This window comes from Gemmatimonadota bacterium (genome assembly GCA_016719105.1).
Classification (GTDB): domain Bacteria; phylum Gemmatimonadota; class Gemmatimonadetes; order Gemmatimonadales; family Gemmatimonadaceae; genus SCN-70-22.
Genome location: JADKAQ010000019.1, coordinates 1 through 20851, shown reverse-complemented (window position 1 = coordinate 20851; position 20851 = coordinate 1). Strand labels below are relative to the sequence as shown.

The window sequence follows — 20851 nt, the reverse complement described above, 5'->3', positions numbered from 1 at the left end:
GGTCGGAGAAGGGGTTCCGGAAATTGTCCCCGGAGCGCTGACCGGAGCGAGTGGCAGAAATGCCATTCACCGATACGTTTCGGCCATGACCTTCTCCCCGCATCGCGTGGCGGTGCTCGTGCTGCCGTCGGTGGTTCCGTTCGACCTCGCGGTGCCGTCGCAGATCTTCGGCTATCCGCGCGACGATCTCGGCCTGGATCGTTACGTCATGACGCTCTGCACGGCGGAGCCGGGCGAGGTGCAGACCTCCATCGGCTTTTCGATCGTGGTGCCTCGCGGCCTGGCGGCGCTGCGTGGCGCCCAGACGATCGTCGTCCCCGGGATCGATGACCTGGAGCGCCCGATCGCGCCGCAGGTGCTGCGCGCCCTGCAGCGCGCGCACGCACGGGGGGTGCGCCTCGTCTCGATCTGCACAGGGGCGTTTGTGTTGGCCGAGGCGGGATTGCTGGATGGACGACGGGCCACCACTCACTGGATCGACGTACCGGAGTTTGCCCACCGCTATCCCGCCGTGACGTGCGACCCCGATGTGCTGTACGTGGACGAGGGAAACATCCTGACCTCGGCGGGGATCGCCTCGGGGATCGACCTGTGCCTGCACATCGTGCGCTCGGACTACGGGGCGGCGGTCGCCAATGCGGTGGCGAGACGCATGGTGGTGGCCCCGCACCGCAGTGGCGGGCAGGCGCAGTTCGTCCGGCGTGCGCTCCCCGACCAGGCGACCCGCCCGCTGGACGCGACACGCGCGTGGATGCAGGCGCGCCTGACGGAGCCGCTGACGTTGCCGCAGATGGCCTCGCACGCCACGATGAGCGTGCGTAGCTTCGCACGGCACTTCCTGGCCGAGACCGGGACGACGCCGCTGCAATGGCTCCTGCGCCAGCGCATCGCGGCGGCGCAGCTGCTGCTCGAGGAGACTGACCTCGGCATGGACCGAATTGCCAGCGACTGTGGCTTCGGATCTGCGGTGAGCCTGCGCGTGCACTTTCGGCGGGAGGTGCGCGTCAGTCCGCTCGCGTATCGGCGCGCGTTTCGCGCGGCGCGGACGTTGTGAGGGAGGGAAGTCGAAACCGTTTCGTTGCGCGCGGTCGCGCGCGCTGCGCCTGCTGCGTGGACAGATTGGGGCATTCCATAGGAAGACGTCATGACATCTCGCCGCGAATTTCTCGTCCGCGTAGCCGGCGTCGGCGCCGCGCTGTCGCTCCCGGAGATCCTGCTCGCTGACCCGTACCGGCCGTTCACGCCGGAGCGTGCGGCGGGGAAACCGGTGCGGGTGCGCGGCCGTGTGGTCGCCGGCTCACGACCGGTGCGCGGCGCCCGCGTGAGCGACGGCCGCACGGTGGTGAAGGTCGACGCCGACGGACGCTTCGACTTCGCGTCGTGGAGCACGCAGGGGTATGTCACGGTGTGCCCGCCCGCCGGATACGCGCTGCCCACGAGCGCGACCGGCACGTTGCAGCTGTACGCGCCGCTCCCGCCGGCCGGGGGCGAACTGTCGCACCAGTTTCAGCTCACCCCGCGCGCGGGCGGCGACGAGCGCCACAGCTTCCTCGTGCTCGCCGATCCGCAGACGGAGAACGACTTCGAGATGAAGCGTTTCCACGCAGAGACGGTCCCCGACGTGCTGGCGACGCGCGCGTCGCTGGGTGAGCGGGCGGCGTTTGGCGTGGGGTGCGGCGACCTGATGTTCGACCACCTCGAGCTCTTTCCCGAGTACGAACGCGCCGTGTCGCGCATGGGACTCCCCTTCGCGCAGGTGGTGGGCAACCACGACCTCAACTACGACTCGCGTACGACCGAAGGGGCGACCGCCACTTTCCAGCGTCACTTCGGGGCGCCGAACCTCTCGTTCGACGTGGGGCAGGTGCACTACCTGGTGCTGAACGACGTCTTCTGGCACGGCGCGGGCTACCTGGGCTACCTCACGGCGGAGCAGCTCGAGTGGGTGCGGCAGGACCTCGCGCACGTCGAGCGGGGGCGGACCGTGATCGTCTTCCTGCACATTCCGGTGGTGAGCTCGCAGTACGAGCGCGTGGGGGAGCGCGCCCCGGGGGTTGGCACGTCGCTCACGAACCGGCAGGCGCTGTACCGGCTGTTGGAGGGGTACCGCGCGCACATCATTGCCGGGCACACGCACGAGAGTGAACACCGCACCGAGGGGACGATCCACGAGCACGTGTCGGGCGCGGTGTGCGGCGCCTGGTGGAGTGGCGACATCTGCTTCGACGGGACGCCTAACGGCTACGGCGTGTACGACGTGGACGGCGAGCGCGTCACCTGGCGCTACAAGGCGACCGGGCAGGACGCCACTCACCAGATGCGGCTCTACGCGCCGGGCGCGGATGGCAGTGCACCTGGCGACCTTGTGGCCAATGTGTGGGACTGGGACCCGTCGTGGACGGTGCAGTGGTTCGAGGACGGCGCGCCGCGAGGGCTGATGTCACGCCGACGCGGGATGGATCCGCTCTCGACGAAGCTGCATGGGGGCGACGCGCTCCCCGCTCGGCGCACGTGGGTGGAGCCGATCGTGACCAATCACCTGTTCTATGCGGCCGCCACCCCGGGGGCGAAGGAGTGGCGCGTGGAAGCGCGCGACGGCGCCGGCCGGCGCTACTCCGAGACGCTGCGCGCGACCTGATACTCGGCTCTGCTGATGACCCCAGCTCTGACCCCAGCGTTGATCTCGCGCGCTACACGACGGGGCGCTTCGTGCCGTGCCGCGTCGCCTGCTCGAATGCGTATGCCAGCTGCAACACCCCCCAGTCATCGCGCGGCCGCCCGACGATCTGCAACCCCACCGGGAGCCCGCGCGCGCTGAACCCCGCCGGCACCGAGATGGCCGGCGTCGCCATGAAGGTCACGTACCAGCAGGAGCGCATCCAGTCGATGTAGGTCGGCATCGCCACCTCGTTGATGCGCATCGGGTACTCGGTCTCGATGGGGAAGGGCTCCACCTGCGTCACGGGGCAGACGAAGTAGTCGTACTTCGTGAAGAAGGCGCTCACCTCACGGTACATGCGTTGCTGCCGCGTGAGCGCGCGCCCCACGTCGGCGCTGCGCTGCCGCTCCGCCTCGGCAATCTCCCACTTCACCGTCTCCTTGAACATCGTGGGATTCTCGCGGGCCAGCTTCGCATAGTTGGCGTGAAACGAGAGGTGGCGCAGGATGGGAAAGGCCTCGTCAACGCCGTCGAAGGCGGGCTCCGCCTCCTCGACGACGCAGCCGAGGTCGAGGAAGGCCTGTCGCTGCGCGTTGACGACCCGCGTGATCTCCGGCTCGAACGGGATCCCTCCCATCGAGGTGAACCAGGCGACGCGCACCCCCTTCATGGAGCGCTCGAGCGGGGCGCGGAAGAGCGCCGGGTCGTCGGTGAGGGCGATGGGGTCGGGGGGATGGTAACCCGAGATCGTACTGAGGAAGAGCGCCACGTCGGCCACGGTGCGCGCCATGGGCCCCGCGGTGGAAAGGGGCGACCACGAGTTGTCGTCGTCGGTCACGCGCCCGGGTGAGGGGCGAAAGCCAACGACGTTGTTCCACGCGGCAGGATTGCGCAGCGAACCACCGGTGTCGCTCCCACCGGCGATGGGGACGAGCCCGCAGTTGAGGGCGCAGGCGGCGCCGCCACTCGAGCCGCCGACGGTGCGCGTGAGGTCGAAGCCGTTGCGCGTGGGGCCGAAGACGGCGTTGAAGGTATTGGAGCCGGCGCCGAACTCCGGCGTGTTGGTCTTGCCTAACGTGATAGCCCCGGCGGCGCGCACGCGCTTCACGATGAGGGCATCGGTCGTGGGAACGTTGTCCTTGAAGAGCAGCGAGCCGCGCGTGGTGCGGATCCCGGCGGTGTCGACAAGGTCCTTGTGGGCCACGGGGAGCCCGTGCAGCACGCCTAACGTATCGCCACGCGCCTGCCGCTCGTCGGCCTCCTTCGCCCACGCCAGGGCCTGTTCGGGGACGAGGGTGACGATGGCGTTGACCTTCGGGTTCACGCGACCGATGCGGGCCAGGTGCGCCTCCATCACCTCGCGCGCCGAGACGTCCTTGCGGCGGATGCGTCCGGCGAGCTCGATCGCGGTCATGGCGCAGAGTTCGTCGCCAGCGGTGCGGGCGGCGTTGAGAGGCTCGTCCGGCATGTGGGGGCTCGACGCGGCTGTTGGGGGAACAAGGGGCGCCACGTCGGGCAACGACGTCAGGCGCGCGGCGATCGCCGCCGCGCCGAGTCGCTTGCCGAAGTCGCGGCGCGAAAGGGATTCGTCAGGCATGTCGGGCTCCACTGGGGGGCGATCGACGTTCAGGGCTTCTCCATGCGCGTCCCGGGACCTCGATCGGGACGCGTGTCCCGCGGCGACTCAAGCGGCGCGTCAGGACGAGTCTCGGGCGCCGCGACAGGTGGCGACGCGGGCGCGCTCGCATTCGGCACGTCGTTGCGCTGCGCTGCCTGACGAGAGAACCACCCCCACACCAACAGGGCGAAGACGAGCAACGCCGCAGCGACTCCCATGCGTCGCGAGATGTCCTGGCTCGCGTCGCGCTCCGCGGCGGGGACGACCTTCACATCACGCGAGGTGCGCCGCGTGCTGACGCGCGGTGCAGCTGGCGGCGCGGTCGGTGCCGTGCCGTCGATCGCAGCCAGCACCTCGGTCGCCGATGCCGGGCGATCGTCGGCGTCCTTCTCCAGCGCGCGCATGATGATGCCGGCGAAGGCCGCGGGGACGGCGGGATTCACCTCGCCAATCGGCGCCGGGCGCTCGGTGAGCTGCGCGGCGACCATCGTCTGCGGCGTCGTGCGGTCGGCAAACGGGTGCGCGCCGGCCAGCAGCTCGTACGCCATCATCCCCCAGGCGTACAGGTCGGTGCGTGCATCCACGACGCTCCCCACGGCTTGTTCCGGCGCCGTGTAGGCGGGCGTGCCGGGCGTGCTCCCCACCGAGGTCAGCGTCGCACTGACGGTGATGGGCGACTCGGTGCTGATCTCCATGGTGCGCGACGCGCTGATGGCCTTGGCGATCCCGAAGTCGGTGACGACGGCCTTGCCTGACGAGAGCAGCACGTGCTCGGGCTTGATGTCGCGGTGCACCACGCTCTGGTCGTGGGCGTAGGCGAGCGCCTTGAGGACGTCGCGCAGGATCTGCGTCGCCTCGGCGAGGGGGATCGCGTCACCCGAGGCCAGGCGCTGGCGCAGCGAGCGCCCCTCCACGAAGGGCATGGTGTAGTAGGCGATCCCGTTCGCATCGCCAGCGCTCAACAGCGGGACGATGTTGGCGTGCTTCAATCGCGCCGCGAACTTCACCTCTCGCGAGAAGCGGTCGGCGAAGAGCTCTCCAGCATGTTCCGGGGCTACGACCTTGATGACGACCGTGCGGTTGTTCGCCAGCTCGGTGGCCACGAAGATGTGCGACATCTCGCCAGCGCCGAGCTCACGCTCGATGCGGAATTTGTCGGCAAGGGCGCTGGTGAGGCGGGCGAGGTCGGCCATGCGCCGTCAAGTTGGCACCGAACGGCACGGGGCGCGAGACGGGAAACTCCGGTTGCCGAGCCCGGTGGAAATGGCGCCGGCACTGGGCAATGTTCCGGGGCCGCGCCATCGCATCCGGCCGCGACAGACCAGCCACCGCCCCCTCCGTTTTGTCTCCGACCGAACCGTCGCACGACCGGGACGCCGGCCTCCCAGCCGGCATTGCCCCGGCCAGCGCTCCCCCAGCCGCCCGCACCGACGACCTGCGCATCAGCGCGGTGCGTCCGCTGGTGGTCCCGGCGCTGCTGCAGGAGCGCGTGGCGATGCGTGACGACGCGCTGGCGCTCGTTGGACGCACGCGCGCGGCCATCGCCGACATCCTGCACGGGCGCGACGACCGCCTGCTGGTGGTCGTTGGTCCCTGCTCCATTCACGACCACGAGCAGGCGCTGGAGTACGGGGCGCGACTCAAGGCGGTGGCCGACGAACTCGGCGACGAGCTGCTGCTCGTGATGCGCGCCTACTTCGAGAAGCCACGCACCACCGTGGGGTGGAAGGGTTTCATCAACGACCCGCATCTCGACGGGACGTTCGCCATCAACGAAGGGCTGGAGCGGGCGCGCCGGCTGCTCGTGGCGCTGGCGGCGATGGGGCTCCCCACGGGGACGGAGTTCCTCGACCTCCTGAGCCCGCAGTACATCTCCGACCTGGTGTCGTGGGGAGCCATCGGGGCGCGCACGACCGAGAGCCAGAGCCATCGCCAGCTGGCCTCGGGGCTCAGCTGCCCGGTGGGCTTCAAGAACGGGACGGACGGGAGCGTGAAGGTGGCGGCCGACGCGATCCTGGCGGCGCGCGCGCCGCATGCCTTCATGGGGATCACCAAGCTGGGCGTCGCGGCCATCTACGAGACCACGGGGAACGATGACTGCCATGTGATCCTCCGCGGCGGGACGGCGCCCAACCACGACGCGGCGAGCGTTGCCGCCTGCTGCGCCACGCTGCGCGCCGCGGGGCTGCGCGAGCAGGTGATGATCGACGTGTCGCACGGCAACAGCCAGAAGCAGTACCGGCGGCAGGTCGACGTGGCGACGTCGCTCGCCGCGCGCATTTCGGCTGGCGACCGCGTCATCACCGGGCTGATGATCGAGAGCCACCTGGAAGAGGGACGACAGGATCTCGTCCCCGGCATCCCACCCCGGCGTGGGGTGTCGATCACCGACGCATGCCTCGGCTTCGCCGACACCGTGCCGGTGCTGCAGACGCTGGCGCAGGCGGTACGGGCGCGGCGCAGCGCGCGGCGGGCCTAACGATCAGCGCCGCGTCGGGCGGAGTCCGCCCCACCCTTTCGCCGCACGTACATCAGGTCGTACGACGTCGTCCACGTCTTGCCGCTGTCGGTCGACACCTGCGAGAACTGCCGGACCGAGTCGGCGCTGATGTGGAAGAAGGTGAGGCGGGTGGGGATGCGCCCCAGCGCACCGTTGGGCGCCGGGGTGTCGCCCTCGAGAACCATGTCGCGCCCCACGAGCTCGCCCCGGTAGTCGTGCTGCCCCCCGATGTTGTCGACCCACGTCTGCCGCCACTTCCCGATCGACCGGTCGAAGAGGTTGAAGCTCTGCCCGGCGCTGCCGTTAGGCGCCGTCCAGTGTTCCATCACCGTGCAGCCGTTGTTCTCTAGCGTGACGGTGTTGCGTGCCGCGGGGCCGACGGCGGGGGCGCCGACCGGGCGCACGTCCCAGTCGCCGAGCCAGAAGTCGAACTGGCGGGCACGCGGGTCGTGCAGGCACGGACGCGTGAGCGCGTCGAAGGCGTCGAGGACCGCCTGCCACCTGGGATGTGCGCGGAGGGAGGCGAAGTGCGCGTTGGCCATCACGGCCGACATCGTCAGGGGAGTTCCGGGGACGGCGCCGCGCTGCAGTTCGGCGATCGCCTCGTCGGCGCGATGCTGTTCGGCGAGCGATTCGGCGATGCGCCATCGCACGGTCGGCGCCGGCATCCCCAGCCGCTCACCCTCGCGCAGCGCGGCCTCTCCCTCGGCGTAGCGGCGGAGCTCGACGAGGGCGACCCCCATGCGGAAGCGCGCGAGCGCGTGGGTGGGGTACTGCTTCGCAAGCGCCGTGTAGGCCTCCAGCGTGCGTTTCCAGTCGCCCTGCGCGAAGGTGGTCGCGGCCGACTGCAGCTCCGCGGCCGATGGAGCGGGCGCGGTGCTTTGGGCCGACAGGGGAGCGGCGCCGAGTATGAGGAGCGCGAGCAGGAGCAGCCGCGGCGCGCGTGCGGCGTGAAAGCTGGCCATCGAAGCGGCTCGGGGTTGGCGGGACGTGGTGACTCGGCGAACGCGCGGAGCGCGAGGTGAGACGAGACGAGACGAGACGAGACGAGACGAAGAATGGTGTGGGGTGAACCTCGTCCGCGCGTGGCTGGGATGCCACGACTCTGGGGCGAGCCGTTCGCGACGCGGGATCGGCTTCCGTCGCTACCGCCCGGGGCGTCGGTTACCTGACGGACGGGGGCGACCGCGGCAGTGCGCGCGCGGGTGCTTGCCCGCCGATCGACCACCGGGCAAGTTCGCCACAGCATCGACTGCATCATCCACGAGGGCGCGATGAAGAAGATCCAGGTGCAAGGGGTCCATCACACGACGATTGTCGGCTCGACCCGGCAGAGCGCGATCGACTTCTGGGAAGGGGTGCTCGGCATGCCCTTCATCTTCGAGCAGCCCAACCTTGGCAATCCCGAAGAGAGCCACCTCTACTTCGATCCCGGCGACGGGCGGCTGTTGACCGTCTTCACGAACGAGTCCCGGGCCGATGCCGGGCGCAAGGCCCCGCGAGAAGTGGGGAGCGTGGATCACCTCGCATTCAACGTCTCGCGCGCCACCTTCGCCGTGGCACCGCAGCGCCTGCGCGACCATGGCGTCGAGTTCTACGAGCGCGACCGTGGCTTCATGAACTCCATCTACCTGCGCGACCCTAACGGTCTGCTGGTGGAGCTGGCGTGCTACAAGTTCGAGGTGCGGGAGGGGTATCGCGCGGCCGACGTGATGATTGCGGCGCACCGGCTGCGTGTGGCGCGCGGCGACCATCATATTGTCGAGGAACACCTGGCCGACGCGATCGAGCAGTTGCTGTCGAGGCGCGACCGGTTGTCGCGCGAGGCGGCGGCCGAGGGGTAGGAGTGGTCGGCGGGGGGCGAACCCGCGATGCGGATGACGCCGCGATGCGGATGAGGCGGCGACGCAGATGAAGCCGCGCTAACGTTGGCCGCCTAACGTACCATGCCCGCGTCCGCTGCACGCCATGTGGACAACTGCACTGCACGGATGTGATCGCGGAGGGGGCGCGCAATCGCGACGGCGCATTACTTTGTGGGCGGGAGCACTCCGATGGAGTCGCTCGTTCGCTTCGCCAGGTGAGGTCGTGCCTGGCATCGCCAAGGCCTTCACTCTCGCCCCCCTCGCGATGACTGATCCGCTTGCGCTCCTGGCCAACTCGGCCCTCTCGCATTCTGCCATGGTCCCGGTTGCCGACCGTCACGCCGGGTGCGGCGGGGTGTTCGCGGCGACCACCATAACCAAGCACGAGTCGATGGTGGGGTTGACGGCTACGGTGGAGCGGCGGGTCATGCGCTGCAGCAAGTGCGAGTTGGAGCGGCGCTCGCCGGACCAGGTGGAAGGCGACTACCTGGCGACGATGGCGGCCATTCGCGAGACGCACGGGCTGTTGACGCACCAGGAGATCCGGCGCACGCGCGAGGCGCTCGGCGTCACGCCGGACGAGTTCGACCAGCTCCTCGGCCTCCCGTCGGGGATCTCGAAGGGGTGGGAGACGCAGCGGCACCTGCAGAACCGCGCGGCCGATGCGCGCATTCGTGCGCTGCAGGACGTGGAGCACGCCAAGGGGGTCGCCGTCGGGGCGCGCGTCACGTTGCGCCTGACGGAAGAAGAGCGGGCGGCCTACAAGCCCCCTGCCTTCCTGCGCAAGAAGGGGGCGGCGGCGATCAGCGCCGAGGCGCTGGAGGAGACGCCGGCGGTCGTGTCGAGCGCTGCGTCGTCCGTGCGCGACGAGGCGGTCGTGGCGATGCCGGTGCAGTCGCTGGCCGACGTGGCGCCGGAGCCGGTGCAGGACGTGGCGGCCGACTGACGTCGCCGCCGCGCCCTCGCGCGGACTTACTCCGCCGACTGCGCCGCGCGCCTCGCCGCCATCAACGCCTCGGTGGCCTGCCGGATCTCCTCGTCGTGCACGCCGGGGCGCACGCGATGCACCGACCGGAGCCCAGCGCTGATGGCTCGCGGCGCGATGGTGGCGTGGTCTTCGTTGTTCATGACCTCCCAGTGCACGCGTGCGCTGGGCCACTGGCGAATCGCGAACTGCTCGGCGAGCCAGGTGACCCCGCTGCCGAAGCGGCACATCGCCATCATCGGCGACTGGTCGACCTCCACCTTGCCGCAGCAGACGAAGACGTCGGCATCGAGGTCGGTGTGCTGCGCCGCATAGGCCGCTTCGGCCTCCTGGATGGCGCCATCGGCGGTGCCGAAGCTGGGACTCACGCACACGTATCGGCGGAACGGTGAGGTGGGATCGTAGAGGGCGCGTAGCGCGAAGTGCCCGCCTGACGAGTCGCCGATGAGGGTGTGGCGACCATCGGCCGCGATCCGGAAGCGTTGCGCCAGCGCCGGCAGCAGCTCGTCGCGCAGGAATGCCATGAAGCGCGTGTAGCCTCCCGCGCGAATCTCCAACTCCGGCTTGCCGTCGGCGCCCTTCAGCATCCCGAAGATCTGGTGGATCGTCTGCCCCAGTGGGTTGCTCATGTCCCACGGGCCGTGGAAATCGAAGTTGCGTCGCCCGTACCAGCTGGCGCTCCCTTCGTCGGCCGGGTAGCCGACGCCGACGAGGATCGATGGCGGGAGCGCCGTCTGCTGCTGCGCGAAGCCGCCGTGCAGTTGCACCTGCACGATGTCGAACAGGATGTTGCCGTCGGTGGTGAGAACGACGGGGTAGGCCGTGTCGCTCTGCTCGTAGCCCCGAGGGAGGGAGACGTCGATGGTGTAGCGACCGAGTCCGTCGGCGCACACCTCGAAGCGGTGAAGAGACGGCGTCTCGATCGGCTGGGACTTGAGGGTGAGCGCCATGGGTCGCGTGCGGACGGGGTGGGTGGCGTTGGGGCGGTGGAAACGGTGGAGCGGCGCGGTCGCGCAGTGGCGTCGTCGTCATCGCGCGAGCATCGCGACGACTCCGACTCGCATGCTGGGGCCAGATTCTACGCGGCGGGATCGTCCGCCGCGAACGGTCGGGGCGGCAATCTCGTCCGGGGGGCGCGCCGGTAGACGGAAGTGGGCGCAAACGCGTTAGCGGTTGCAGCGCAAGCGTTTATGGCGATCTGGCTAGTCGCATGGCTCACGGTCTGGCCCTTGCCTTTGTGCCCCATGTCGTCTCCCGCCCCCACGCGCGTTCGCTGACGCCCGGACCGGCACCGCCACCCATCCGCCCACAAGAGTCGCCATGACCGCCACCCCGTATGTCTCCGCCGACCCGCGCGCCGGGCGCTTCGAAGCCTTCGTCGATCGGCTCCGGGACGACGTCTATCCCGAGCCGCCGTCGGAGCAGCACACCGAACTCGCGCGGCACATGTGGGGGGTGCTCAAGCAGGTCGTGCCGATGCCGCCGGGGACTCGCGTCCTGGATGTGGGGTGCGGACAGGGGCTCGCGCTCGAGTTCTTTCGTGACGGGGGGCTTCCCGCGATCGGCATCACGATCGGGGACGAGGACCTCGCCGCCTGCCGAGCCCGCGGCTTCGAGGTGCGCGACATGGATCAATCGTATCTGGACTTCCCCGACGAGAGCTTCGACCTCGTCTGGTGCCGTCATGCGCTCGAGCACAGCGTGGCCCCGTACTTCACGCTCGCCGGCTTCCATCGGGTACTCGCTCGCGGCGGGACGCTCTACGTCGAGGTTCCGGCCCCCGACACCGCGTGCAAGCACGAGACGAACCCCAACCACTACAGCGTGCTCGGTCGCTCGGCGTGGATCAGCCTCATGCAGCGCGCCGGCTTCGACGTCGTTGATACTGCGGTGATCGACTTCGCCGTGCCGGCGGGGCCCGATACCTACTGGGGCTTCATCCTGCGCAAGCGCGGGTAACGGCCTGGGGTCAGAGCTGGGGTCAGAGCTGAGCTCTGACCCCGCAGGCGTGCACCCCCGCGCACTACCGCCCCACGAAGTACGGCTTGGGCGCCGCCTTCGCCACCGGCCACACCCGCGCGGCATCGGCCCCCGCGAAGACGACGCCGTTCTTCATCACGTAGCGGATCTTCTGCGCGTTGGCGATGTCGTCGAGCGGGTTGGCGTCGAGCACCACGAGATCGGCGAGCTTTCCCACTTCGAGTGAGCCGAGCTGTGCGTCGAGCCCGTGCTGTGCCGCCCCCTTGATGGTCGCGACCTCGAGCACCTCGGCCGGGGTGAAGCCGCTGCGCTTGAACAGGTCCAGCTCCCAGTGCGCGTCGAGGCCGAACATCTGCCCGTGCGCCCCCAGCTGCAACGAGGTGCCGTTGCGGTACAGCTTGCGCAGTTCGTTCCCCATCGTGAGCACCGCCATGTCCTCGGGCCACAGGTGCACGGGGCTGCGCACGCGCATGAGCTGCTCGGGGGTGATGAAGCGCGTGAGCTTGGGATCTTCCCACAGCTTGCTGGCCTGGTGGTACCACCCCTCGCCCATCGGCACGTTGTAGCCGACGAGGAGCGTCGGTGTCATCCCGGCCTTCGTCCCGCCCCAGTACTGCACCACGTCGTCGTGGAAGGGATGGAGCCCCATGGAGTGCTCGATCCCCGTGACGCCGTCCAGGAGCTGCGTGAAGTTCATCTGCGGATCGCCCGACGACTCGGAGAGGACGTTGAGTCCCAGCTCGCGTGCCGCGGTGATGGTGAGGGAGCGGCGCAGGCGGATGCTCTGCGCGTAGTCCTTCACCGCGATCGCCCCATGGTCCTTGTTCCAGCGCAGCTGTTCGCGTGCGTCGTCGAGCGTTGCGATGGGGCGGAACATCAGGCGGCGGAAGCCGCTGCGCGTGCCGAAGATCGTCGATCCGGTGGTGAAGAAGCGCGGGCCGGTGATGGTCCCGGCGCGCAGCATGTCGGTGAGCCAGCCGTCGCGATACTCGTTGCCGTAGACCTCGACCACGGTCGTGACGCCGTAGGCGAGCGGGGCGCTGAGGTAGGTGGGTTGCTGCTCGATGACGTGCAGCGTGGAGTGTTCGATGTGCGGGTGTGCGTGGGCGTCGATGAGGCCGGGGATGATCGTCTGGCCGCGGGCATCGAAGACCTTGGCGCCGGCGGGGACCGCGAGGCCGGTGCCTAACGCGGTGATCCGCCCACCGTCGATGATGATCGTGGCGTTGTCGAGGACCTCGCGCCGCGCGTTCATGGTGACGATGCGGGCGCCGGTGAGCGCCACCACTCCCTGCGGCCGCTCGATTTCGAAGGTGATGCCGAGTTCGGTGCGCTGGGCAGTCGATCCCGGGACGCGTGCCCCGGTCCACGACTCACTCGCATTGCGCGCGCGCGGCGTGCGCGATTCGGCCACCATCTGCGCGACCGGCTTCTCGTAGAAGCCGCTCGCCCGCGTCCAGCCGAGCGTGGTGCCGTCGGCCGACCAGGTGAGGTAGCCGCCGTCCTCGGCGTCGATGCGCACCGCGCTTGCCGTGCGCTCGGCCGGCGACGCAACCACCGGCTGCCCCGCGTAGCTCCACGGGACGAGGAAGGAGCGCTGGTACTCGCGCACGGCGATCCAGGCGAGGTCGGGGGACGGGACGGCGGCCACCGCGTTGGGAAAGCGATAGAGCACCGTCTCGCCGCGGCCGTCGCGACCGATGCGCTTGAGCAGGAGGTCCTCGCCCACGAACTCGGTGAAGTAGAGCGTGGCGCCGTCAGCCGCAAACATCACGCTCGGCGGAATCTTGCCGGCGATGTTGGCGTACTCCAGCGCGTGCCCCGAGATGCCGGTGATACGGCGCTCGCTGCCGTCGCCTTCACGCACGACGAGGTCGAACTCCGTCTCATTGGAGAGCCACATCCCGCCGGCGAGCCCGGGGGCGCCGCGCACGTAGGCCACGCGGGCGCCGTCGGGGGCGACGGCGATGCTGCCGTACTGGGCAGGGACGCTCGTCAGGCGCAACGGCGGCGCGTCGAGCGACGCCTTCTTGTAGATGGCGCCCAGGCTGTCGTCGGTCCACGCGGCGTAGTAGAGGGCGCCCGACCGGGGGTCGACGATGGGGCTCGTCTCGAGCGCCGCCGAGCGGGTGAGGTTGCGCGGGGCGCCGGTGGGGCCCGCCAGCCACAGGTCGCCTAACGCCTCGTAGAGGATGCCCTGGGGCATGCGGCTCCCCCAGCGGTGTCCGCGCGTGGTGGCGCGCTCGTGCGGCTCGACCTGCGCGAAGCGGATCGTCTCCGACGCCTCGCGCTCCACGCGGGCGGTGAAGGCAATGCGGTCGGCCTGTCCCGTGGTGGTGTTGACCGCGGTCACGTGACCACCGACGGCGACGAAGAGGCGCGTGCCGTCGGGGTGCCAGGCGATGGCGGGGGAGGCGCCGAGTGTGGAGGGACTCATCTGGCGATCGCGATCGAGCCCGCGCACGAGGATGCGCTCGCGCCCGGTCGTGAGGTCGCGCACGATGAGGACCGTCTCGTCGATGGCGCGGTGCACGTAGGCCAGCGCGCGCCCGTTAGGCGAGAGCGCGGGGGCGAAGGCGCCGCCGGGGCGTGCGACCTGCGTGGTGACCTCGCCCGTCGCCTGGTCGTAGCGATCGATGCGCGTCCCGCTGGGCGGGGTGACGTAGGGATTGAAGGCGAAGGCATAGAGCCCGCCGGCGATGCGCTCGAACAGCACCGCGTTCCCGTTAGGCTCGGCCACCGCACCGCCGAGGATGTCGTTCCCTTCGAGGAGGAGCTGGCGCCCGCCCAGCCGGTCGAGGGCCACGAGTTGGTTGGGAAAGCCGTCGCCCTCGGCCACCGCGAAGAGCCGAGTGCCGTCGGCCGACCAGGCGGGGCGGTAGTAGTTCTCGCTGAGGGGGATGCGCGCCGTGGTAATGCGTTCGAGCGCAGCGCCCTGCCGGTCCATCACCCAGATGTCGAAGCTCCCGGCGCGATCGGAGGCAAAGGCGATCGAGCGTCCGTCGGGGCTGTAGCGCGGGAAGAGGTTCCAGGAGCGCCCGTTCGTGAGGCGCCTGGCGGCGCCGCCGCGGATGGGCATTTCATAGATGTGGCCGAGCAGGTCGAAGGCGATGGACTGGCCGTCAGGGGCAACGGCGAGGCTCATCAGGGTGCCTTGGCTGGCTTGGAAGGCGATGGTGCGGGATGGGCCGGTGGGGGTCTCGACGTTCCAGCGGGGGGGCTGGGCGGAGAGTGGCGAGGCGCCCGCGAGGGTGAGGCAGAGCGCGGCGGCGAGGGGGGCGGCCGGGCGGGGGAGGCGGGGAGGCTGACGCGGCGGGTGAGGCGGCGGGGCAAGGCGGGCGACATCGAGCGCTCCGGAGTGGGGGGCGTGGGGCGGAGCCAATGCTCCGCGTTCGGGCGCTCCGGCGAAAGGGGGGAAGGGGGAGGAGGTCCGGGCGGCAGCGGGGTGCCGCCGCCCGGAGAGAACCACTCACCAGAATTGCACATCCTCGCCCGCGTCGTGCGCGTCCTTGAGCCCTGCGGCAAAGCGGGCGACCGAGAAGGTGATCATCGCGCGCTCCCACGCGCCCGACCCCGAGGCGGGGAAGGCGGGGAGGCGTCGTGCGAGGCCGGGCACATCGTCGTCGTCTTCGTTGGTGACATCGTCCGGTTCCTCCTCGACCGGGAGTTCGGCGACGCGCGGTGCCAGTTCCATGAGGCGTTCGCTGAGCGGGAGGCACGCGGCGTGTGGAATGCTGCCGTCGCAGTCCGATGCGCGCAGGAGCACGTGCAGGACATCGTGCGGGAGGTCGTCCCAGCGGAAGGGGAGCTGGAACGGGGGGAATCCCCGGTTCCGGGCCTCACTAATGAGGCGCAGGCGCTTCTCCCGGTTGTCGAGAAGCTCCTCGGTGAGGAACCCCTGCATGAGGTCCAGCGGTGGGAGCCCGGCGGCGTCGGCCAGCGCCGCGCGGAGGGCGTGAAAGGTGTGGTAGGAGCCGGAGAAACAGTTGTGGGAGGTGTTCAGTCCCATTGCGTCCTCGGTTCGAAGGATGAGAAACAGCTCGTCAGCAGCTACGACGGGGAGACGAATCGGGGCGCGGAGTCTGACAGGTGGAGGGGGGCCTGCTGCGCGCTGGACCGTGGCGATCGTGTCAGAGGGGGCGGGCGAATCCGTCACTACCACGTGACCCACACCCACACCCCGCCCGGGACCGTGCCGCTGCAGCGCCGGCACGATGAGTTGCGCCTGAGTCACTGGCCGTGCGCCGACATCTGGCAGCGCAGTCACCGCGGGGGGCCGTGGCGGCTGGTGGCCGATGCGCGGCTGCGGGTGCGCGCGCTCCTGGCGCAGCTGCGCGAGACAGAGGCCGACCGCCGCCAGCTCGACCTGTTCGCCGCGGCGCCGGGCCACGCGTCCGGCACAAACGACGCGCTGCTTGAGCTGCTGGAGGAGATCCCCCTCGTCGTGCGCGACGTGGTCTCCCGCTATCGCCTGCGGCAGCACCCGCTGCTGCAGGTCGCCGCCGCGCACCCGTTAGGGTGGCAGCTGCTGGCGGAGCAGCGGCGCGGGGGGAACCCGGGGCTCGCCTTTGCGCTGGCGGACCGTGTGGGGCAGGAGCCCGACCCGGCGGTGCGCCGCGAGCTGGCGGCGCTCGTGTGCCGACGGCGCGCCGAGATCGCACGACGGGTCGGCTACCTTCGGGCGGGGGCGGCGGTGCGCGTGCTGGCGTGCGTGGCACCGGCGCACGCGTCGCGCGCGTTGTTGCGCGACGTGCAGTTCGCGCTGACGAACCGTGCGGCGAGGGCGCTCCTGTGCCAGGTGACACGCGTGTCGCCGGTCGGCATGGCGCTGGTGCGGAGCGTGACCCTGCGCGAGCTGGTGACGCCGACCTTCGTGGACGACATGGCCGACTATCCCGCCAGCAGCACGGCGGCGATGCTGGATTGCATCCGGCACTACCGGGATGAGATGCATCGTCAGCGGTACCGCGTTCGGGCGCTGGAGAGCGCCGATCAGTTGTGGGACATCCTGGACCGACTGGAGGGGGACCCACACGACATGCGTTTCCCACCGCCGCCGTTGCAGCTCCCGGATGGTGCGCTGCTGCGCTACGTGCCGCTCACGTCGTACCGGGCGCTGGAGGAGGAGGGGCGGGTGATGCGGCACTGCGCGGCGACGTATGTGCGGCAGGTGGTGCAGATGCGGCGGTGCTACCTGTACCGCATCGAGGGGGCGGTGCGGGCGACGTTGCGGCTGGAGAAGGTTGGGGGGCGGTGGCGCGTGGCGGAGGTGCGGGGGGAGGGGAACGGGGCGGTGTCGGCGGAGCTGTGCGCGGTGGTGCGGGAGGTGGTGCGGGGGGTGCAGGGGAGTGGGCGGGTGAGGCGTCAGAGTGCGGCGCGCGGGACGTTAGTGGAGTAGCGGCGCGCGTGCGCCTGACCGGGTGAGCGGGATGGCGCGACCGCGTCGAGCCGCCACTGCAGCCCTTCTCGAACCAGACGCCATGCTACACAGACTCGAACCGGTGTTTCGCGTGGACCTCGCGCCGTTCATGGACGTGGTGGAGGCGGTCGCGCCCACAGGGACGCCGCATCCTCCCGTGGCGTGGCTGGCGCGCAGCCCGTCCGACTCGGCGCCGCTGGGTGCCTACCTGCAGCCCCACTGCCTGCGGCAGTTGCGCGCCATGGTGCCGCCGTCCGGCCGGCGCATCGTCGTCCTGAGCGACACGTTGCCCTCGACGTTCGACGCGCTCCAGGAGTTGCAGCTGCGCTGTGCGTCGAGCCGTCGGTGCCGCTCAGCCAGGTGTTCCCGGCGCACGCGGCGGAGCTGCACGGCGTGTTTGTCGATCGGGTCATCCCGTGCCAGCTCTTCCACGATTGTGAAGTGGCGCCGCTGCGGGTGATGTACGGCGCCGACCTTTCACGCGGGGCGACGGCGGCGCTGCCCAGCGCGCACTGGCATGCGACGCTGGTGCGCGGGCGCATGCGCGGCACGGCGTGGATCGCGGTGGTGGCGCACATGCATCCGCGTTGCTTCTGGAGCGAGGTCGTGGAGCGTGACCTGCTGCTGGTGGGCGCGTATGCGGAGCTGAGCTTCACCTTCGCGCAGTCGTGGCAGCTGGCGGAGCTGATGGAGGGCGGGGTGGTGCACGCGATGCACGGGCGGCCGGGGCGGACGAGCGTGCGGGGGGAGGGGGTGGTGGGGGCGGGGCGCGAGGTGCGTGACGAGTGACACCGGGGCCGGGCAAAGGAGTGGCACCGGAGCGGGAGGCGCGGCTCGGGATTGACGGCACGCGGCCGGAGCCGCAGCGTAGGGCGAGCGTCGGTGTGGCGGGGAGGAATGCTGCTGCGAGGTTGCGGGCTTTCGAGGACGCCGAGCATGCAGCAGGGCCTAACGATGCCGCCTCGACGTCAGGCACCGTGGGTAACGGACTTCACGTAAGTTGTTGGAGGGGAATGAGATACTCGATGGGAATGAGGAGGGACTCGCCGTTGAGGCCGCCGCCTCGATTGGGGGTAACGGCGAAGCCGGGTGTAAGTGATTGTGGTGGCGCAGGTTGCGTGTGAGGGAGTCGCGGTCATCCCTGAGAGCACTGAGGGATTGAGACCATTTCAGGCCCTCTGATGCGATAGCAAGGTTCGCCAAGGTCGCGGTCATCCCTGAGAGCACTGAGGGATTGAGACCCACATCGCTTGGATGTACAGCTCTTCCCAGCCGTCCTGTCGCGGTCATCCCTGAGAGCACTGAGGATTGAGACTCGACATTCTTCTCCACGACCAGTTCGATGGCGGTCGTGGTCGCGGTCATCCCTGAGAGCACTGAGGGATTGAGACTTGTGGCTCAATGAGCGAGAACCTTCAACGCCCGGTCGCGGTCATCCCTGAGAGCACTGAGGGATTGAGACGATACTCTTCACCTTGAGCACCTCTATAGCCGCACGTATGTCGCGGTCATCCCTGAGAGCACTGAGGGATTGAGACAGTGCGCAACCGCCCTTCTTATGATATCCCGCGGTCGAGTCGCGGTCATCCCTGAGAGCACTGAGGGATTGAGACAGGACCATCCCGTTCTCCTCGCAGAGCACGACAAGGATGTCGCGGTCATCCCTGAGAGCACTGAGGGATTGAGACTCCACGCGAATCATCTCCTTCACGGTTTGCGGATCCTTGTCGCGGTCATCCTTGAGAGCAATGAGGGATTGAGACCTGAATTGAGGGGTTTGCCGAAACCAGCCGTGGCGAGTCGCGGTCATCCCTGAGAGCACTGAGGATTGAGACTTGTCGGTAGCTCCGAGGCGCTACTTACCGCCGCATTGTCGCGGTCATCCCTGAGAGCACTGAGGGCTTGAGACACACGCGTGTGTCCAGTCGCTGCTCGTGGCAGGAACAGGTCGCGGTCATCCCTGAGAGCACTGAGGGATTGAGACGAGGCGGGATCGACATCGTCCTCTTGGTCGAACGGCTGTCGCGGTCATCCCTGAGAGCACTGAGGGATTGAGACGAAGTAGTGGCCCGTAAGGGCCGGAATCCGTTGAGCCGTCGCGGTCATCCCTGAGAGCACTGAGGGATTGAGACATCTGGGGCTGGTACTGCCCATTCCCCAGATCCGCAAAGTCGCGGTCATCCCTGAGAGCACTGAGGGATTGAGACAAGTTCGACTCAGAACGGTACACGTAAAACTCTTCGAGGTCGCGGTCATCCCTGAGAGCACTGAGGGATTGAGACAAGTTCGTGCGCTTCGGCGGGCCTACCACGCCCTCGATGTCGCGGTCATCCCTGAGAGCACTGAGGGATTGAGACGGTGTAGGCTGAGTAGCGGCCAACAAACGGATGGGAGAGTCGCGGTCATCCCTGAGAGCACTGAGGGATTGAGACGAGAACACGTCTTCCCTGGTGATGTTGACGTTGAGTCCGTCGCGGTCATCCCTGAGAGCACTGAGGGATTGAGACGTTTCGCCACCCCTGCCCCTGGAAGAGATCTTCCTGGTCGCGGTCATCCCTGAGAGCACTGAGGGATTGAGACCTCACGATGGCTCCAAGCACCGCCATCATGTTTCGGAAGTCGCGGTCATCCCTGAGAGCACTGAGGGATTGAGACAAGCTCGGAGAATATCACGATCGATGGACCTGCACCGAGTCGCGGTCATCCCTGAGAGCACTGAGGGATTGAGACCAGGATGATCGTTGCACTGCCGAGTCGCCTTCCCAAGTCGCGGTCATCCCTGAGAGCACTGAGGGATTGAGACAAGATCTGCGGGGTGAACGGCTTGATCATGCAGTTGTGTCGCGGTCATCCCTGAGAGCACTGAGGGATTGAGACTTTTTCTTACGAAGCTCGCCGAAGAGCATCGCATTCTGTCGCGGTCATCCCTGAGAGCACTGAGGGATTGAGACCTCCGCCACGCGGAGAGTCGCTCGGCGTCGAGTCGAAAGTCGCGGTCATCCCTGAGAGCACTGAGGGATTGAGACACGGTCCCGTCATCGCCGGAAGCCCGAAGTAGAACGTCGCGGTCATCCCTGAGAGCACTGAGGGATTGAGACACTGCCGGGTCGTGCTGGAGAAATTGTTCATCCCCTTGGTCGCGGTCATCCCTGAGAGCACTGAGGGATTGAGACACGGTCCCGTCATCGCCGGAAGCCCGAAGTAGAACGTCGCGGTCATCCCTGAGAGCACTGAGGGATTGAGACACTGCCGGGTCGTGCTGGAGAAATGTTCATCCCCTTGGTCGCGGTCATCCCTGAGAGCACTGAGGGTTGAGACAACATCGCATCGGAAAGATGTTCGGCAGGATGACCTGTAGGTCGCGGTCATCCCTGAGAGCACTGAGGGATTGAGACCTATTCGAGGATTCTTGAGAACCGCCTCGGTCCGTTCGTGTCGCGGTCATCCCTGAGAGCACTGAGGGATTGAGACACGCCTTAGCTGCCAAGGAGCGAGAGTTCTGAAAGTGGTCGCGGTCATCCCTGAGAGCACTGAGGGATTGAGACCAGGCCATCGAGCGACTTGAGCTCCGCGTTCGTCACGTGTCGCGGTCATCCCTGAGAGCACTGAGGGATTGAGACTTGTGCTCAGTCTGACTGTGCAGCCCCACGGAAATGTCGCGGTCATCCCTGAGAGCACTGAGGGATTGAGACATCATCTGAAACCCCACGAGCGGTCCACCCCGTTGCTGTCGCGGTCATCCCTGAGAGCACTGAGGGATTGAGACTTGATGCACCGCTTTGGTGCTTGTACTACCTGTGCTTGTCGCGGTCATCCCTGAGAGCA

Annotated in this window: 14 protein-coding genes and 1 CRISPR repeat array; of the genes, 8 read left to right on the top strand and 6 right to left on the bottom strand. The window is 68.6% G+C overall.

What is annotated here, in order from left to right; translation table 11 throughout:
• Window positions 1–85: 85 nt before the first annotated feature.
• Window positions 86–1054, top strand: coding sequence for a helix-turn-helix domain-containing protein (locus IPN47_18255; protein ID MBK9409946.1), 969 nt, complete (start codon window positions 86–88; stop codon window positions 1052–1054).
• A gap of 90 nt (window positions 1055–1144) precedes the next feature.
• Complete coding sequence (locus tag IPN47_18250) at window positions 1145–2638, top strand: calcineurin-like phosphoesterase family protein (GenBank protein MBK9409945.1); 1494 nt, start codon at window positions 1145–1147, stop codon at window positions 2636–2638.
• A gap of 52 nt (window positions 2639–2690) precedes the next feature.
• On the opposite strand, the gene IPN47_18245 is transcribed toward IPN47_18250, so the two are convergent.
• Window positions 2691–4127: an amidase gene (locus IPN47_18245; GenBank protein MBK9409944.1), complete on the bottom strand. Its 1437-nt coding sequence runs from the start codon at window positions 4125–4127 to the stop codon at window positions 2691–2693.
• Window positions 4128–4285: 158 nt separating this feature from the next.
• Complete coding sequence (locus IPN47_18240) at window positions 4286–5470, bottom strand: serine/threonine protein kinase (GenBank protein ID MBK9409943.1); 1185 nt, start codon at window positions 5468–5470, stop codon at window positions 4286–4288.
• A gap of 89 nt (window positions 5471–5559) precedes the next feature.
• Between IPN47_18240 and IPN47_18235 the strand changes: the two genes are divergently transcribed.
• Window positions 5560–6756, top strand: coding sequence for a 3-deoxy-7-phosphoheptulonate synthase (locus IPN47_18235; protein ID MBK9409942.1), 1197 nt, complete (start codon window positions 5560–5562; stop codon window positions 6754–6756).
• Here IPN47_18235 and IPN47_18230 read toward each other — a convergent pair.
• The gene (locus IPN47_18230) at window positions 6753–7742 is read right to left on the bottom strand and encodes a hypothetical protein (GenBank protein ID MBK9409941.1); all 990 of its coding nucleotides are present in this window, start codon (window positions 7740–7742) and stop codon (window positions 6753–6755) included. The genes IPN47_18235 and IPN47_18230 overlap by 4 nt on opposite strands.
• Window positions 7743–8051: 309 nt before the next feature.
• Between IPN47_18230 and IPN47_18225 the strand changes: the two genes are divergently transcribed.
• Both IPN47_18225 and IPN47_18220 read left to right on the top strand, forming a co-directional pair.
• Entirely contained in the window at window positions 8052–8621 is a 570-nt protein-coding gene (locus tag IPN47_18225; protein ID MBK9409940.1) for a VOC family protein, read from the top strand.
• Between the two features lie 286 nt (window positions 8622–8907).
• The gene (locus IPN47_18220; protein MBK9409939.1) at window positions 8908–9588 is read left to right on the top strand and encodes a hypothetical protein; all 681 of its coding nucleotides are present in this window, start codon (window positions 8908–8910) and stop codon (window positions 9586–9588) included.
• A 26-nt stretch (window positions 9589–9614) separates the two neighbouring features.
• Here IPN47_18220 and IPN47_18215 read toward each other — a convergent pair whose 3' ends face one another.
• Window positions 9615–10577, bottom strand: coding sequence for an alpha/beta hydrolase (locus IPN47_18215; protein MBK9409938.1), 963 nt, complete (start codon window positions 10575–10577; stop codon window positions 9615–9617).
• A gap of 370 nt (window positions 10578–10947) precedes the next feature.
• On the opposite strand from IPN47_18215, the gene IPN47_18210 reads away from it, so the two are divergent.
• Window positions 10948–11586, top strand: coding sequence for a methyltransferase domain-containing protein (locus IPN47_18210; GenBank protein ID MBK9409937.1), 639 nt, complete (start codon window positions 10948–10950; stop codon window positions 11584–11586).
• Window positions 11587–11650: 64 nt separating this feature from the next.
• Here the strand turns inward: IPN47_18210 and IPN47_18205 are convergent, their stop codons facing one another.
• Complete coding sequence (locus tag IPN47_18205) at window positions 11651–14752, bottom strand: PD40 domain-containing protein (protein MBK9409936.1); 3102 nt, start codon at window positions 14750–14752, stop codon at window positions 11651–11653.
• Window positions 14753–15076: 324 nt separating this feature from the next.
• Entirely contained in the window at window positions 15077–15616 is a 540-nt protein-coding gene (locus IPN47_18200) for a hypothetical protein (GenBank protein ID MBK9409935.1), read from the bottom strand.
• Window positions 15617–15769: 153 nt separating this feature from the next.
• On the opposite strand from IPN47_18200, the gene IPN47_18195 reads away from it, so the two are divergent.
• Complete coding sequence (locus tag IPN47_18195) at window positions 15770–17005, top strand: hypothetical protein (protein ID MBK9409934.1); 1236 nt, start codon at window positions 15770–15772, stop codon at window positions 17003–17005.
• 366 nt (window positions 17006–17371) lie between these two features.
• Window positions 17372–17815 (top strand): hypothetical protein, encoded by a 444-nt coding sequence (locus IPN47_18190; GenBank protein ID MBK9409933.1) that lies wholly within the window; start codon window positions 17372–17374, stop codon window positions 17813–17815.
• Between the two features lie 339 nt (window positions 17816–18154).
• Window positions 18155–20792: direct repeats of the CRISPR family, unit length 37 nt; unit sequence GTCGCGGTCATCCCTGAGAGCACTGAGGGATTGAGAC.
• Window positions 20793–20851 lie beyond the last annotated feature (59 nt).

Coding starts and splice junctions, on each gene's coding strand:
- IPN47_18255 (MBK9409946.1), top strand. CDS start 86: ATGACCTTCTCCCCGCATCGCGTGGCGGTGCTCGTGCTGCCGTCGGTG.
- IPN47_18250 (MBK9409945.1), top strand. CDS start 1,145: ATGACATCTCGCCGCGAATTTCTCGTCCGCGTAGCCGGCGTCGGCGCC.
- IPN47_18245 (MBK9409944.1), bottom strand. CDS start 4,127: ATGCCGGACGAGCCTCTCAACGCCGCCCGCACCGCTGGCGACGAACTC.
- IPN47_18240 (MBK9409943.1), bottom strand. CDS start 5,470: ATGGCCGACCTCGCCCGCCTCACCAGCGCCCTTGCCGACAAATTCCGC.
- IPN47_18235 (MBK9409942.1), top strand. CDS start 5,560: ATGTTCCGGGGCCGCGCCATCGCATCCGGCCGCGACAGACCAGCCACC.
- IPN47_18230 (MBK9409941.1), bottom strand. CDS start 7,742: ATGGCCAGCTTTCACGCCGCACGCGCGCCGCGGCTGCTCCTGCTCGCG.
- IPN47_18225 (MBK9409940.1), top strand. CDS start 8,052: ATGAAGAAGATCCAGGTGCAAGGGGTCCATCACACGACGATTGTCGGC.
- IPN47_18220 (MBK9409939.1), top strand. CDS start 8,908: ATGACTGATCCGCTTGCGCTCCTGGCCAACTCGGCCCTCTCGCATTCT.
- IPN47_18215 (MBK9409938.1), bottom strand. CDS start 10,577: ATGGCGCTCACCCTCAAGTCCCAGCCGATCGAGACGCCGTCTCTTCAC.
- IPN47_18210 (MBK9409937.1), top strand. CDS start 10,948: ATGACCGCCACCCCGTATGTCTCCGCCGACCCGCGCGCCGGGCGCTTC.
- IPN47_18205 (MBK9409936.1), bottom strand. CDS start 14,752: ATGAGCCTCGCCGTTGCCCCTGACGGCCAGTCCATCGCCTTCGACCTG.
- IPN47_18200 (MBK9409935.1), bottom strand. CDS start 15,616: ATGGGACTGAACACCTCCCACAACTGTTTCTCCGGCTCCTACCACACC.